General features: G+C 65.9%; 13 protein-coding genes and 1 pseudogene. 5 read left to right on the forward strand and 9 right to left on the reverse strand.

Annotated features, from left to right (window positions below; all coding sequences use genetic code 11):
• Window positions 1–58: 58 nt before the first annotated feature.
• Window positions 59–257 (forward strand): annotated as a pseudogene (locus QX132_RS04380) (ABC transporter ATP-binding protein); the annotation flags it as partial.
• A gap of 173 nt (window positions 258–430) precedes the next feature.
• Here QX132_RS04380 and QX132_RS04385 read toward each other — a convergent pair.
• Complete coding sequence (locus QX132_RS04385; RefSeq protein WP_316160191.1) at window positions 431–1,183, reverse strand: hypothetical protein; 753 nt, start codon at window positions 1,181–1,183, stop codon at window positions 431–433.
• A 568-nt stretch (window positions 1,184–1,751) separates the two neighbouring features.
• Between QX132_RS04385 and QX132_RS04390 the strand changes: the two genes are divergently transcribed.
• Genes QX132_RS04390 through QX132_RS04400 form a run of 3 tightly spaced genes read left to right on the forward strand, consistent with a single transcriptional unit; the run spans window position 1,752 to window position 6,545 of the window.
• The gene (locus QX132_RS04390; RefSeq protein WP_315737989.1) at window positions 1,752–2,771 is read left to right on the forward strand and encodes a TRAP transporter substrate-binding protein; all 1,020 of its coding nucleotides are present in this window, start codon (window positions 1,752–1,754) and stop codon (window positions 2,769–2,771) included.
• A gap of 35 nt (window positions 2,772–2,806) precedes the next feature.
• Window positions 2,807–4,873, forward strand: coding sequence for a TRAP transporter large permease subunit (locus QX132_RS04395; protein WP_316160192.1), 2,067 nt, complete (start codon window positions 2,807–2,809; stop codon window positions 4,871–4,873).
• 28 nt (window positions 4,874–4,901) lie between these two features.
• Entirely contained in the window at window positions 4,902–6,545 is a 1,644-nt protein-coding gene (locus QX132_RS04400; RefSeq protein ID WP_316160194.1) for an acyl-CoA synthetase, read from the forward strand.
• Between the two features lie 43 nt (window positions 6,546–6,588).
• On the opposite strand, the gene QX132_RS04405 is transcribed toward QX132_RS04400, so the two are convergent.
• Both QX132_RS04405 and QX132_RS04410 read right to left on the reverse strand, forming a co-directional pair.
• Window positions 6,589–6,825: a helix-turn-helix transcriptional regulator gene (locus QX132_RS04405; RefSeq protein ID WP_315711932.1), complete on the reverse strand. Its 237-nt coding sequence runs from the start codon at window positions 6,823–6,825 to the stop codon at window positions 6,589–6,591.
• 6 nt (window positions 6,826–6,831) lie between these two features.
• A complete protein-coding gene (locus QX132_RS04410) occupies window positions 6,832–7,380 on the reverse strand; it encodes a DUF2975 domain-containing protein (RefSeq protein WP_315779930.1) in 549 nt (182 codons plus the stop codon).
• 76 nt (window positions 7,381–7,456) lie between these two features.
• On the opposite strand from QX132_RS04410, the gene QX132_RS04415 reads away from it, so the two are divergent.
• Window positions 7,457–8,041 carry a hypothetical protein gene (locus tag QX132_RS04415; protein WP_316160196.1) on the forward strand — a complete coding sequence of 195 codons (585 nt, stop codon included), beginning with the start codon at window positions 7,457–7,459 and terminating at the stop codon, window positions 8,039–8,041.
• 5 nt (window positions 8,042–8,046) lie between these two features.
• On the opposite strand, the gene QX132_RS04420 is transcribed toward QX132_RS04415, so the two are convergent.
• The 6 genes from QX132_RS04420 to tmk form a co-directional block, all read right to left on the reverse strand.
• Window positions 8,047–8,676, reverse strand: coding sequence for an antibiotic biosynthesis monooxygenase family protein (locus QX132_RS04420; protein WP_315774779.1), 630 nt, complete (start codon window positions 8,674–8,676; stop codon window positions 8,047–8,049).
• Window positions 8,677–8,852: 176 nt separating this feature from the next.
• On the reverse strand, window positions 8,853–9,653 hold the full coding sequence (locus QX132_RS04425; protein ID WP_316160199.1) for an MBL fold metallo-hydrolase: 801 nt from the start codon (window positions 9,651–9,653) through the stop codon (window positions 8,853–8,855).
• The gene (locus tag QX132_RS04430; RefSeq protein ID WP_315779924.1) at window positions 9,650–10,441 is read right to left on the reverse strand and encodes a TatD family hydrolase; all 792 of its coding nucleotides are present in this window, start codon (window positions 10,439–10,441) and stop codon (window positions 9,650–9,652) included. The genes QX132_RS04425 and QX132_RS04430 overlap by 4 nt, the downstream gene beginning before the upstream one ends.
• A complete protein-coding gene (gene metG / locus QX132_RS04435) occupies window positions 10,441–12,501 on the reverse strand; it encodes a methionine--tRNA ligase (protein WP_316160201.1) in 2,061 nt (686 codons plus the stop codon). The genes QX132_RS04430 and metG overlap by 1 nt, the downstream gene beginning before the upstream one ends.
• 70 nt (window positions 12,502–12,571) lie before the next feature.
• A complete protein-coding gene (locus QX132_RS04440) occupies window positions 12,572–13,612 on the reverse strand; it encodes a DNA polymerase III subunit delta' (protein ID WP_315774775.1) in 1,041 nt (346 codons plus the stop codon).
• On the reverse strand, window positions 13,609–14,289 hold the full coding sequence (gene tmk / locus QX132_RS04445) for a dTMP kinase (protein WP_316160203.1): 681 nt from the start codon (window positions 14,287–14,289) through the stop codon (window positions 13,609–13,611). Before tmk ends, QX132_RS04440 begins: the two co-directional genes overlap by 4 nt.
• Between the last annotated feature and the right edge of the window lie 3 nt (window positions 14,290–14,292).

A 14,292-nucleotide genomic window follows, 5' to 3' on the forward strand; every position in this document is an offset into this window, starting at 1 on the left:
AGTTGAGAAGCTTCATGTAGGTCAAGGCGCCGCCTCGTCGTGAGGACATGGGCCTTCCTCAGCGTCCGAGGTCGCCGACTTCTCCGACCTCATCCGCGACGTGCTGCTGGTCGATCACAACGTCAAGAGCGTGTCGGCGCTGGTCGATCGCGTGCTCGCGATGTATCTCGGCAAGAGGATCGCCGAGGGCAGGGCGACCGAGGGTGATGCAGGACGAGACCGTGCGCCGCGTCTATCTCGGCGGCGCGCTGGTCGCAGCCTTGCCGGCGGCCCGGCGGTGCAGATCGCGCGATCCGGCATCGTGCTGGATCATGCCAAGATCGTCTGGGAAGGCCCGCCTGAACGCTTCGAGGCGGAGGCTGCGGCGGACTATCTCTGAAGGACAGGAGCAGGGGTCCCAGCTCCCTGCCCGGATCTCATTCGTTCGGAGCTACGGGAAACGGGGCGGGCGCGCCTGGGGCGGCCGGGGCGCGAGGCGCGCCGCTGCGCCGACGGTCGTCGGTTCGGTCTTCGCAGCGCGGAACGCACGCGCGAGCTGGTCCTGGCTCGCCTGCAGCTGTTCGATCGCCCTGGCGTGATCGCGGTTGGCCTGCTCCTGGCTGGCCTTGAGCTCCTGAAACCCGCTCTGCAGTTCGGCGACATCATGCGCGATCTTCTCGATCAGCGGCGCGACGTCCCGGTCGGGAGCGGGCGGCATGTCATGCTCCGGCGTTGCCTCCGCCATCGCGGAGGATGGATCGCTGGAGCGCGTTGATACTGATGTTGATACTGATGCTGATGATGTCTCGGGTGTCGGCGAAACGGATGGTGATGGCGAGGAAGGGGCCGTCTCTGCCGTCTCGGCCGCGCTCGATCCGCTCGCCGCCGTCTCCGGTGACCCGGCCGGATTCGCCGTCTGAGCGTTCTCACGCCGGATGGATTGAACCGCCGCCTCGATCCGGTCGGTGACGGAGGTGATGGTCTCAGTATGGTCCCGCGCCAGGGTGACGGCAGCGCCGACGAGCCCGGCTGACGCTATCAGCGTGATCATCGCCCGCAATACGGGCCGGCGCCGGGCCGGAGGAGGCGTTTCAACGGGCTCGCTGCCTGCAGCGGGGTCAGCAGCCTCGACTGCATCAGCGGCGGCCTGGGCCTCGATGGCGGCGATCCGCTGGTCGATACGTGCGCGCACCTCGGCCAGCACCCGCTGATAGATCTCCTCGCAGATATCGTCGTCGGGCGGCAGCGCGACATCACCCGGATCAACTTCCTTCGGCGTCGACTGAACTGGCATGTCTTCGGGTCCCATTCGCGATACGCCCGTGCCCAATCCTGAAGGATGCGCTTTTGACCTCTGGGCTTTGACCAAACGAAGACTGCGGGGTGACAAGGCGGGGGCGATTTCGCACAGGCGCCGACGTGCGCTGGGCGGGCCGTTGTGCGGCTTCTCACGTCAGGAGCCGCCCATAGCCAATTCGCATAAGGTATATTATGGAATATTTATATGATCAGGGAATTCAGAGACTTGCGGCCAACACCTCAAACTCTGCCGTAGCACCGAGCCTGCAGCCCGCGTCGCGAGCACGACCATCGCCGCTCGCCATTGGCGCCTGAAACCCGCGCCAAGGCGCCCGCAGCGAACGCCGCATATTGCTGCTGCGGCTCATCGCTGCAATAAGCGCTGATGACGCTGCTGACGTCGCGGGATTCGGACCGCGACATCATGCGGCGACTGGATGCAACAAGAAGAAGCTTCTCAGGGAGAAACGAGCATGAGCCTGTCACGACGCGCGCTGCTGAAGGCCTCCGCAGCGTCAGCCGTACTGGGTGGGATCGCGGCGCCGCATGTGGCGCGCGCCCAGAGCGCCGAATTCACCTACAAGTACGCCAACAACCTGCCCGACACCCATCCGCTCAACGTTCGTGCCAAGGAGATGGCGGCGGCGATCAAGGCCGAGACCAACGGCAAGTTCGACTTGCAGATCTTCCCGAACAACCAGCTCGGATCCGACACGGACATGCTGAGCCAGATCCGCTCCGGCGGCGTCGAGTTCTTCACGCTGTCCGGGCTGATCCTGGCGACCCTGGTGCCGGCGGCCTCGATCAACGGCATCGGCTTCGCGTTCCCAGACTACGACACGGTCTGGAAGGCCATGGACGGCGATCTCGGCGCTTACGTGCGCGGCCAGATCAACAAGGCCGGCCTGGTGGTCATGGACAAGATCTGGGACAACGGCTTCCGCCAGACGACGTCGTCGACCAAGCCGATCAATGGGCCCGACGACCTCAAGGGCTTCAAGATCCGCGTGCCGGTGTCGCCGCTGTGGACCTCGATGTTCAAGGCATTCGAGGCGGCGCCCGCCTCGATCAATTTCAGCGAGGTCTATTCGGCGCTGCAGACCAAGGTGGTCGAGGGCCAGGAAAACCCGCTGGCGATCATCTCGACCGCCAAGCTCTACGAGGTGCAGAAATACTGCTCGCTGACCAACCACATGTGGGACGGCTTCTGGTTCCTGGCGAACCGCCGCGCCTGGGAGGCCGTGCCGGCCGACATGCGCGCCATCGTTGCCAAGCACATCAATGCGGCCGCCGTGAAGGAGCGCGAGGACGTCGCCAAGCTCAATGCCGGCCTGCAGCAGGAGCTCGCGTCGAAAGGCTTGACGTTCAATCAGCCCAACGTCGCGCCGTTCCGCGACAAGCTGCGCTCCGCCGGCTTCTATGCCGAGTGGAAGGGCAAATACGGCGATGAAGCCTGGGCGCTCTTGGAAAAGGCCGTCGGCAAGCTGTCCTGACGGGTTGATGGCTGAAGGCGCGTTCGGGTGACGTCATGGCGCATGCCGAGTTCACGGAAATCGCGATCAGCGAGGTGGTCATCGAGACCCCTCGCCGCCGGTCCTGGCTGGATGGACTGGAGGCCCTGCTCGGCCTCCTCGTCGAGATTCCAGCCGCGCTGCTCGTCGTGGCCGAGATCGTCATCCTCTTCGCGGGCGTGGTCGCGCGCTACGTGTTGCACCAGCCGCTGATCTGGTCGGACGAACTGGCCTCGATCCTGTTCCTGTGGCTCGCCATGCTCGGCGCCGTCGTTGCGTTCCGCCGGTCCGAGCACATGCGGATGACGGCGGCCGTTGCCATGGCAGGCCCTCGACTATGGGTCTTTCTGGACATCGCAGCGATCGCCGCGGCACTGGCATTCCTGCTGATGGTGGCTTGGCCGGCCTATGAATACGCCTATGAGGAAAGCTTCATCACCACGCCGGCGCTGCAGATCGCCAATATCTGGCGGGCGGCGGCACTGCCGATCGGCATTGGCCTGATGGCGGTGTTCGCGGTGCTGCGGTTGGCGCGGTGCGGCGAGCACCGGATAGTCGTGGGCGCGATCCTATCGGTTGCCCTCATTATCGGACTGTACTGGTATGCGCTCCCTCACCTGTGGGTGCTCCCGGTTCCGAAGCCGGAGAGCTGGCTCGGGGCGCTGGCTGTTGGTACCTGCTTGGCAGTGCTATTTGCCTTCCTGCTAGTAGCGCGCAGCAGCCAGAACAAGTTGGTCGTAGGCGCGATTATGTGTGTCGTCGCCGTGATCGCGCTGTTCTGGCTGGCGCAACCGCTGCTGAAGCCGCTCGGCAACATCAATCTCGTGATTTTCTTCGTCGGCGTGGTCGGCTTCTGCGTCTTCGCCGGCGTGCCGATCGCGTTCGCGTTCGGGTTGGCGATCTTCGGCTATCTCGCGCTGACCACCCGCACGCCGCTGATGGTGCTGGTCGGGCGCATGGACGAGGGCATGAGCCACTTGATCCTGCTGTCGGTGCCGCTGTTCGTCTTTCTCGGCCTGCTGATCGAGATGACCGGCATGGCGCGCGCCATGGTCGCGTTCCTGGCGAGCCTCTTGGGTCACGTCCGCGGCGGCCTGCACTACGTGCTGGTCGGCGCGATGTACCTGGTGTCCGGCATCTCCGGCGCCAAGGCGGCCGACATGGCCGCGGTCGCGCCGGTGCTGTTCCCGGAGATGAAGGCGCGCGGCGCCCGTCCCGGCGATCTCGTCGCCCTGCTCGCCGCCACCGGCGCACAGACCGAGACCATTCCGCCGAGCCTGGTTCTGATCACGATCGGCTCCGTCACCGGCGTGTCGATTGCGGCGCTGTTCACCGGCGGCCTGCTGCCGGGCGTCGTGCTGGCGATCACGCTGTGCGCGCTGGTGTGGTGGCGTTACCGCAACGAGGATATGAGCGGCGTCCGCCGCGCGACCGGAGCCGAGATCGGCAAGGCCTTCATCGTCTCGCTCCCTGCCCTGGCCCTGCCCTTCGTGATCCGCGCTGCCGTCGTCGAGGGCGTCGCGACGGCGACGGAGGTCTCTACCATCGGCATCGTCTATGGCGTGCTGGCGGGCCTGCTGGTCTATCGCCGCTTCGACTGGCGCCGCCTGATGCCGATGCTGATTGAGACGGCGGCGCTGTCCGGCGCCATCCTGCTGATCATCGGGACTGCGACCGGCATGGCCTGGGGCCTGACGCAGTCCGGCTTCTCACGCGCGCTGGCCTCCGCCATGACCGGGCTACCGGGCGGCCCGGCGACGTTCATCGCGGTCTCGATCGTCGCCTTCACGATCCTGGGCAGCGTGCTCGAGGGCATTCCGGCGATCGTGCTGTTCGGCCCGCTGCTGTTTCCGATCGCGCGTGCCGTCGGCGTGCACGAGGTGCACTATGCCATGGTGATCATCCTGGCGATGGGAATTGGCCTGTTCGCACCGCCGTTCGGAGTTGGATATTACGCCGCCTGCGCGATCGGCCGGGTCGATCCCGCCGAGGGCATCCGTCCGATCTGGGGCTACCTGCTGGCGCTTCTCATCGGCCTCATCATCGTTGCGATTTTTCCGTGGATTTCGATCGGGTTCCTGTAAACTCTTCAGATGACGAGGGAGGGTGGTGATGAGCACGAACCAGTATCAGCTCGGTCTGGACAAGACGCCGGCCAACTACGTGCCGCTGACCCCGCTCAGCTTCCTGGCGCGCAGCGCGGCCGTCTATCCCGACCACGTCAGCACGGTCTATGAAGGCCGCAGCTTCACCTGGCGCCAGACCTATGACCGCTGCCGGCGCTTCGCGTCGTACCTCGCGGGCCGCGGCATCGGCGTTGGCGACACGGTGGCGGCGATGCTGCCGAACATCCCGGCGATGAACGAGGCGCATTTTGCCGTGCCGATGGCCGGCGCCGTGCTCAACACGCTCAACATCCGCCTCGACGCGCCGTCGATCGCGTTCCAGCTCGATCACGGCCAGGCCAGGATCATCCTGGTCGATCCGGAGTTCTCAGGCGTGATCAGCGAAGCGCTGAAGCTGATGAGCGGCGCAAAGCCGTTCGTGATCGACGTCGACGACGCCTCCTATGCCGGCGGCAGCCGCATCGGCGAGATCGAGTACGAAGCCGCCGTCGCCTCGGGCGATCCGCTGTTCGAGCCGCGCCGTCCGGCGGACGAATGGGACGCGATCGCGATGAGCTACACCTCGGGCACCACAGGCAATCCCAAGGGCGTCGTCACCCATCACCGCGGTGCCTATCTGAACGCTGTCAGCAACATTCTCGCGGGCGGGCTCGGCCAGCATCCGGTCTATCTCTGGACCCTGCCGATGTTCCACTGCAACGGCTGGTGCTTCCCCTGGACCATGGCCGCCGCGGCCGGCGTCAATGTCTGCCTGCGCAAGGTGGAGCCGACGAAGATATTCGAGCTGATCGAGACCCACGGCGTCACCCACATGTGCGGCGCGCCGATCGTCTACAACGTGCTGATCAATGCGCCCGACGCGCCCAAGGGCAAGCGGGAGAAGCCCGTCGTCGGCCTGATCGCCGGCGCCGCGCCGCCGGTCGCGGTGCTCGAAGGTGCCGAGAGCATCGGCATCAAGCTGACGCATGTCTACGGCCTGACCGAGGTCTACGGCCCCGCCTCGGTCTGCGCCGAGCAGCCCGGCTGGGACGACCTGCCCGCGCCCGAGCGCGCGCGGCTGAAGCGGCGCCAGGGCGTGCCATATCCGTTGCAGGAAGCCGTCACCGTGCTCAATCCGGAGACGATGCAGGAGGTGCCGCGCGATGGCGAGACCATCGGCGAGGTCATGTTTCGCGGCAACATCGTCATGAAGGGCTATCTCAAGAACGAGAAGGCGACGCAGGAAGCTTTCGCCGGCGGCTGGTTTCACACCGGCGATCTCGGCGTGCTCGACGAGCACGGCTACGTCATCATCAAGGACCGCTCCAAGGACATCATCATCTCCGGCGGCGAGAACATCTCCTCCGTCGAGGTCGAGGACATCCTCTACAAGCACCCCGCCGTGCTGTTCGCCGCCGTCGTCGCCAAGCCCGATCCGAAATGGGGCGAAGTGCCCTGCGCCTTCGTCGAGCTGAAGGATGGCGCCGAGGCGACCGAAGCCGAGATCATCGCCTATTGCCGCAGCCACATGTCCGGCTTCAAGACGCCCAAGGTCGTGGTGTTCGGCCCGATCCCGAAGACGTCGACGGGCAAGATCCAGAAATTTCTGCTGCGCAATCAGATCGACTCGGCCAAGGCGATCTCGGCGTAAGCCAAGGACATGCGCATGAGCGAGGCGCGCGCGTGCGCCTCGCTCATGCGGTCTCCGGCGTGGTGGTGTCTTCGTTGCCTCTGCGATACTCGAGAATGTCACCGGGCTGGCAGCGCAGCACCTCACAGATCAGCGCAAGGGTGTCGAAACGCACGCCCTTCACCCGGCCCGATTTCAAGAGCGAGACGTTCTGCTCGGTGATACCGATGCGTTCGGCGAGCTCCTTGGATCGCATCTTGCGGCGCGCCAGCATGACGTCGAGATTGACGATGATCGGCATCACGTCTCACACGATGCTGGCGTTCTCTTCGGCGATCCGGGTCGCCTCAGCCATGACCCAGGCGACGGCGAGCAGCACGCTGCCAACGATCAGCGCGATGTAGTCGTTGACCGAGAGCGCGATACCGAGTTGCCGGCTGCCAGGCGGATTGCTGATGGTGAAGGCGATCAGCAGGGCCGTCGACGACAGCGGACCAAGCAAGGCCTGCGCCAGGACTGTGACGGCGAAATCGCGCAAGCGGCGCGCTGTCGCCAGCGTGAAAACCATCCCTTCCGCAAAATCCAGGAACAGGGCTCTCACCCGCCACAACCCGTACAGCATCACGCCGACCGGGATCGCAGTCACCGCCGCGCCCAAAAGCACGCGATCCGGCGTGGTTTGCAGCTCCGCGCCAGCCGTGCCGAGGCGCGCCAGGAGCAGACCTCTCGTCCACTCCGGAATCATAAAGACGAGACACGTCGCGGCGGCGATCAAGACGATGCCGAGTCCCGTGATCCAGGCCATTACCCGGGAGAAGTGGCGCAGGCGACGGGATTGATCCGCACGGTCCACCATAACGAGCCTCCTATTGACCAGTGAATAATTTATCGTATTACGATAATTAATGACTGTCAAACGAAGGCTCCTCCTCATGCCCATGCATCCCTTCCAGCGGCTCGTTCTGGCCATCGGACTAACGTTGAGCGCTGTTGGTTGTGGCCATATGCCGGTGACCTCAATGGTCAAGCTGGCCCGGGTCGATTTCCAGACCAGCGACCCCGCACAGCTGCGCGCGGCCGTGAGACTGCCCACGAGTCTGCGGCCGCTGCCAGGTGGCGTGGTGCTGAGGATTGCCGTGAAACGCGGGCGCGGCGCGGAACAGCAGCGGGACTTCGTGCTGCGGGAAATTCCGGATCCCCCGGCTCTGGCGCAGGAGGCCGGAGCCGGCACGCGCATCTACGCCTACCGCCTCGAGGAGACCGACACGGCGCGTCTACAGTCTTTTCGCGCCGAGCTGATGGCGGAAAAGAACTCTGCCGGTGGCGGATCGATCACGATCTCGGTCGCGCCGAAGGCCTGCACCACCGTAGCGCTGCCGGCTGGCCCCATCAACTTCACGACCTATCTGAGGACATCGGAGACCATCGACTATGTTACGCTGGCACGTGACGTCGATCTGCGCTCGATTGCTCCTGATCAGGCCGTGGTCGATGGCATTCCGCGCTGCCCCACCTGAGCTCGCTACGCGTCTCGTGTCTTCTCCGCGTAATATTGCGGCGCCTCGCGGCGGTCGTACATGCCGTAGTCGCGGGTGACCTCGACGATACGGATGTTGTCGGCACCCGGCTCGGTGAGTAATTGTTTGCTCAGCGCAAGGCCGGTGGCCTCGTCCGGCAGCTCGACCAGATGCGCGAAGCGGCCCTCGCGATAGACGCTCGAGAAGCTCGCGACCGGCAGGTCGGTCACGCTGCCCAACTGCGGCCTCGCCGTCTCGACGGCCAGCACATACGTCGGCGCCCGCCGCTTCGGATCATTGTAGGTGCCGCGCCGCTCCGGCTGCCAGGCGGCCTGCCCTGGCCTGATTTCGTGGACCAACTCGGCGATACGCAGGCGATAGTCCGAGAACACCTTGTCGCGGCCGAGGGTCTGGATGTCGTGATGATGGGCGTGGACGCGCCAGGCGGTCATGGCTCCCTCGTCCTGCCAGATCTGGTAGGACAGGATCAGATTGTCACGCGACAGGCTCCGGAAGCGGTCGAGGAACAGGCAGCCGCCGAGCGCATCGAGCTCGGGCCGCAGCGCCGCGGCGAGTTGCAGATATTGGTCGAGCCGACCTGGCTTGACCTCGACCTCGAAGAACAGCGACAGCATGGCAAGGCTGCTCCTTGTTAGTTCGCGAACATGATAGTCGCTGCGTAGGGTGGGCAAAGCGGCGCCGTCAGGCGCCGCGTGCCCACCGTCGGGCGGCGGACTCAAGAAGCAAGATGGTGGGCACGGCGCCATCGCAATCCGCATGGGGAGAGAGCGCGGCCGCGCCTTTGCCCACCCTACGAATCCAGCTCCAGTCGCATGCCGTCATACGCCGGTACCACGCCATCGGGTAGGCTCTGGCGCAGCACCTCGTAGTCGAGATCGGCGGTCATGTTGGTGATGACGGCGCGCTTCGGCTTGAAGCGCTCGATCCAGGCCAGAGCGTCGTTGACCGAGAAATGGCTCGGATGCGAGGCAGGGCGCAGGCCGTCGACGATCCAGAGGTCGAGATCCTCCAGCGCGCCCCAGCTCTCCTCGGGGATGTCGTTGAGGTCCGGCGTGTAGGCGGCATCGCCGATGCGATAGCCGAGCGCGGGGATGTTGCCGTGCTGGACCAGGAACGCCGTCAGCTTCAGCTCGCCGCCCTTGCCTTCCACCGCCTGGGTCTCGCCCGCCTCGATCGCGTGCTGGGTCAGGATCGGCGGATAGTCGCTTCCCGGTGGCGAGATGAAGCAATAGGAGAACCGGTGCATGATGTCCTTGGCGGTCGACTGGTTCAGGTAGACCGGAATCCGCCGCCGCTGATGCATCACCACCGAGCGCAGATCGTCGATGCCATGAGTCTGGTCGGCATGCTCGTGCGTGAGAAACACCGCGTCGATGTGATCGACTTGCGTATCGATCAACTGCTCGCGCAGATCCGGCGAGGTGTCGATGACGACGCGCGTCACGCCATGCGCTCCGCGGCGCTCAGCCAGAAGCGAGCAGCGCCTGCGGCGGTTCTTCGGGTTGTTGGGATCGCAGGCGCCCCACCCCAGCGCCGGGCGCGGCACGCCGGCCGAGGAGCCGCAGCCGAGAATGGTGAGCGTCAGCGTCATGCAGCCTCCTTTGGCCGCGGCACCTTCGAGAACAGCTTGAAGAAGGTCTCGGTGGTTTGGCGCGAGAACTCCTCGAGCGAGACGCCGCGCGCTTCTGCCAGCACCTTCGCGGTCTCGACGACGTAGGCGGGCTCGTTGCGCTTGCCGCGAAACTTGCCGGGCGCCAGATACGGCGCGTCGGTCTCGACCATGATGCGGTCGGCGGGCACCTCGGCGGCGAGCGCGCGCAATGCCTCGGACTTCTTGAACGTCACGATGCCCGTGAACGAGATGTGCAGTCCGAGATCGATCGCCTTCATCGCCAGCTCACGCCCGCCGGTGTAGCAATGCAGCACGGCCTTGAAAGGTCCGCGCGCCATTTCCTCGTCGAGGATGCGGCCGCACTGCTCGTCGGCCTCCCGGGTGTGGATCACCAGCGGCAGGCCGGTGGCGCGCGCCGCCGCGATGTGCGCGCGAAAACCACGCTCCTGGGCGTCCTTAGAGCCGTGGTCGTAGAAATTGTCGAGTCCGGCCTCGCCGAGCGCGACCACCTTGGGATGGCGCGTCAGCGCGATCAGCTCCTCGGCCGGAATGCCGTCCTCCTCGTCCGCGTTGTGCGGATGGGTGCCCACCGAGCAGAAGACGTTGTCGAAACGCTCGGCGATGGCGAGCAGTTCGGGAAGCCGGCGCACCCGCGTCGAGATCGTCACCATGCGGCCGACGCCGGCGGCGGCGGCACGCGTGACGATGCCATCCAGATCCTCGGCGAAATCCGGAAAGTCCAGATGGCAATGGCTGTCGACCAGCATCACGCCGCCGTCGGCTCGATGTAGCGCGGGAACACCGCCTGGGGCGCCGGCAGCTGCGTCCCGGCCGCAATCCTGACCTCGCCGCCGAGCTGCGCGAAATTCCGTTCGTCCTCGGGGATGCCGAGGCTGTCGAGCAGCTTGGCCGACGCGGCCGGCATCACCGGCTGGGTCAGGATCGCGACCTGACGGATCACCTCGGCGGTGACATAGAGCACCGTGTGCTGGCGCGGCGGATCGGTCTTCGCCAGTGCCCAGGGCGCCTCACCCGCGAAATAGCGGTTGGCCTCGGCCACGACCGACCAGACCGCATTGAGCCATTGGTGGATCTGCTGCGTCGCCATGGCTTTCCGTGCGGCGCCGATCATCGCGTCGGCCTCCGCCAGGATCGCCTTGTCGTTGGCCGAGAACTCGCCGGGCTCCGGCAGCTGGCCTCCGAGCTGCTTTGCGATCATCGACAGCGAGCGCTGCGCGAGGTTGCCGAGGTCGTTGGCGAGATCGGCGTTGATGCGCGCGACGATCGCCTCGTGATTGTAGTTGCCGTCCTGGCCGAACGGCACCTCGCGCAGGAAGAAGTAGCGGAGCTGGTCGACGCCGTACTGGTCGGCGAGATTGAACGGGTCGACGACGTTGCCGACCGATTTCGACATCTTCTCGCCCCTGTTGAACAGGAAGCCGTGCGCATAGACCCGCTTCGGCACCGGCACGCCGGCCGACATCAGGAACGCCGGCCAGTACACCGCATGGAAGCGGATGATGTCCTTGCCGATGACGTGCACGTCGGCCGGCCAGTATTTCCAGTTCGCATCGCTCTCGTCGGGAAAGCCGACGCCGGTGATGTAGTTGGCCAGCGCGTCGACCCACACATACATCACGTGCTCGTCGTCATGCGGCACCCGGACGCCCCAATCGAACGTCGTGCGCGAGATCGACAGGTCCTTCAGCCCGCCCTTGACGAAGCTGATGATCTCGTTGCGCCGCGCGTCCGGCCCGATGAAATCGGGCTGGCTGTCATACAGCGCCAGCAGCTTCTCCTGATAGGCCGACAGGCGGAAGAAATAGCTCTTCTCCTCGACCCATTCGACCGGCGTGCCCTGCGGTCCGCGGCGGACGTTGTCCTCGCCGACGACGGTCTCATCCTCGGCGTAATAGGCCTCGTCGCGTACCGAGTACCAACCCGCATAGCTGTCGGCATAGATGTCGCCATTCTCGCGCATGCGGTTCCAGATCGCCTGGACGGAGCGATGATGCGCGGGCTCGGTGGTGCGGATGAAGCGGTCGAACGAGACGTTCAGCCGCTCGTCCATGTCGCGGAAGCGGCCGGCGTTGCGGGTCGCCAGCTCCGATGGCGTCAGCCCCTCGTTCTGCGCGGTCTGCACCATCTTCAGCCCGTGCTCGTCGGTGCCGGTCAGGAAGTACACGTCCTTGCCGTCGAGCCGCGCAAAGCGCGCGATGGCGTCGGTCGCGATCGCCTCATAGGCGTGGCCGATATGAGGGTTGCCGTTGGGATAGGCGATCGCTGTCGTGACGTAGAAGGTGTTCTTGTCGACGGGAGCTGCGGCGACCTGCGCTACGACCTCGTCGATCTCGACGACCACGGCCTCGACCTTCGGCTTGCGCGGTGCCTTCGGCTTCGCGGCGCGTGGCGGCTTCGGTGCTTCAACGATGGCCGGCAAGGTCTTCCTCGGTGCGGCCGGCTGTTTCGTCGTGGCGGGCTTCTTCGCTGCCGATTGCTTGTTCGTTGCTGCCGCGGGCTTGGCGGCCGTCTTCTTGACCGGCGGTGGTGCAGGCCTGGCCGCAGCCTTCTTCGCCGGCACCTTCACGGCCTTCTTGGCGGCGCTCTTGGTTGCTTTCGCTTTCGGCGCCTTGCTCTTGGCTTTCGCAGGCGCCGTCTTGGACGTGGCGGTCTTTTTCTTGGCGTCCTTGTCCTTCTTCGCTTTCGCCGCCTTCGCCTTGGCCGCGCTGGCCTTGCCCTTCGCGGGCGCCTTGGCGGTAGCCTTCTTCGCGGCGCTCTTGCCCGCGGGCTTGCCCTTCTTCACGGTGGTCTTGTTGGCCTTCGCCACGGCAAATTCCTCTTTGACGACGTCGGTCGACGGATTGATCCTGATGATCCCGGGATGATGGTCGGCGCGGTTACCGCGTGGCTTCGGCGAGCATCCCGAACACCGAGAAAACCAGCGGTTTTCGCTCCAGATTATAGGATTCGGTGTCGCGCGCGGCGCGGACGATCTTTTCCCATACCTCCGCCAGCCGTGCAAGGCGCGGCAGTTCCGCGTTGGGATCTGCGGCCCGCAGCCGCTCCGCCACCCAGCGCTCGATGCTGTCGAGGAAGCTCGCCAGCGCGACGCGGTCGCTGGTGCCGAGCGCATCGCCCAGGGCATGCAGCTCGCCCGGGTCGATCCGGGGCAGGCTCGCGAGCAGCGCGGCGGTCCGGGTCTGCAGCTGCAGCCCGTCGCCGCCCAACAGCATCAGGGTCCGCGCGACGCTGCCCTCGGAAGCCCTGGCGGCCTCGCGCAGCGCCGGATCGGCTCCGTCCATTCCGGTGGCCTCGGCCGCGGCGCTGACGACGTCGTCGGTCGACAACGCCCGCAGCGCCAGCCGGCGGCAGCGCGATTTGATGGTGGCGAGCACCCGTGCCGGCGCGTGGCTGACCAGCAGGAACAGCGACTGCTGCGGCGGCTCCTCGAGGATCTTGAGCAGCGCGTTGGCCGCGTTGGGATTGAGTTCGTCGACGGTGTCGACGATGCACACCCGCCAGCCCTCGACCGCCGCCGTCGAGCCGAAGAACGAGATCGTCTCGCGGGTCTCGTCCACGGTGATGACGGTGCGCAGCACGCCCTTGTCGTTGGCCGAGCGCTCCAAGGTGAGCAGCCCGCCATGAGCCTCGGAGGCGATCAGGCGCGCGACGTGGTCCTCCGCATCGACGTACAACGAATCGGCAGCACGCACCTCGGCGGTGGTGGGATCGCGGTGGGCCAGCACGAAGCGCGCCATGCGGTAGGCCAAGGTGGCCTTGCCGATGCCTTGTGGGCCGCCGATCAGCCAGGCATGCGCCATCCGTCCGCTGCGATAGGCGGAAAGCAGCGCCGCCTCGGCGTCGCGATGCCCGAACAAGGCGGTGGTTTCGCGTGGATGGCGGACCGCGATCTCCGGCTCGACCTTGCGCGCGCTCATGACGCCGCCGCCACTTCCGTGAACAGGCGCTCGCGCACGGCGTCCCAAACGAGCTTCGAGACCGTTTCCGCGCTCGCCGTAGCGTCGATCAGCACGCAGCGCCGGGGATCCTCGGCGGCGATCTTGTGAAAGGCCTCGCGCAGCCCCTTGTGGAACTTGATGTCTTCGCCTTCGAACCGGTCCGGGGTTCCGGCGCCGCGCCGCGCCCCGGCACGCTGCAGACCGATCTCGACGGGAACATCGAGGATGAGGGTCAGATCCGGCTTGAGGTCGCCGATCGTCACCCGCTGCATCGCATTGAGCACGTCCGGCGCAACCTTGCCTTGGCTGCCCTGGTAGGCCCGGGTCGAATCGAAGAAGCGATCGCACAGCACCCAGCTGCCCTGGTTCAGGGCCGGCAGAATCACGTTGCGGACATGGTCGTCGCGAGCGGCGGCAAACAGCAGCGTCTCGGCCTCCGGGCCCAGCAGCCTGCCCATGCCCGACAGCACGAGGTGGCGCATGATCTCCGCGCCCGGTGAGCCCCCGGGCTCGCGGGTCAGGACCAGGCGCACACCCTCTTTCTGCAGATGGTCCGCCAGCATCTTGATCTGCGTCGATTTTCCGGCGCCTTCGCCGCCCTCGAAGGTGACGAATCGGCCGCGGCCAGGACCACGTTTCAAAGCTGCTTCCGCCATGTC

The organism is Bradyrhizobium sp. SZCCHNRI20481 (assembly GCF_032485055.1).
GTDB lineage: Bacteria > Pseudomonadota > Alphaproteobacteria > Rhizobiales > Xanthobacteraceae > Bradyrhizobium.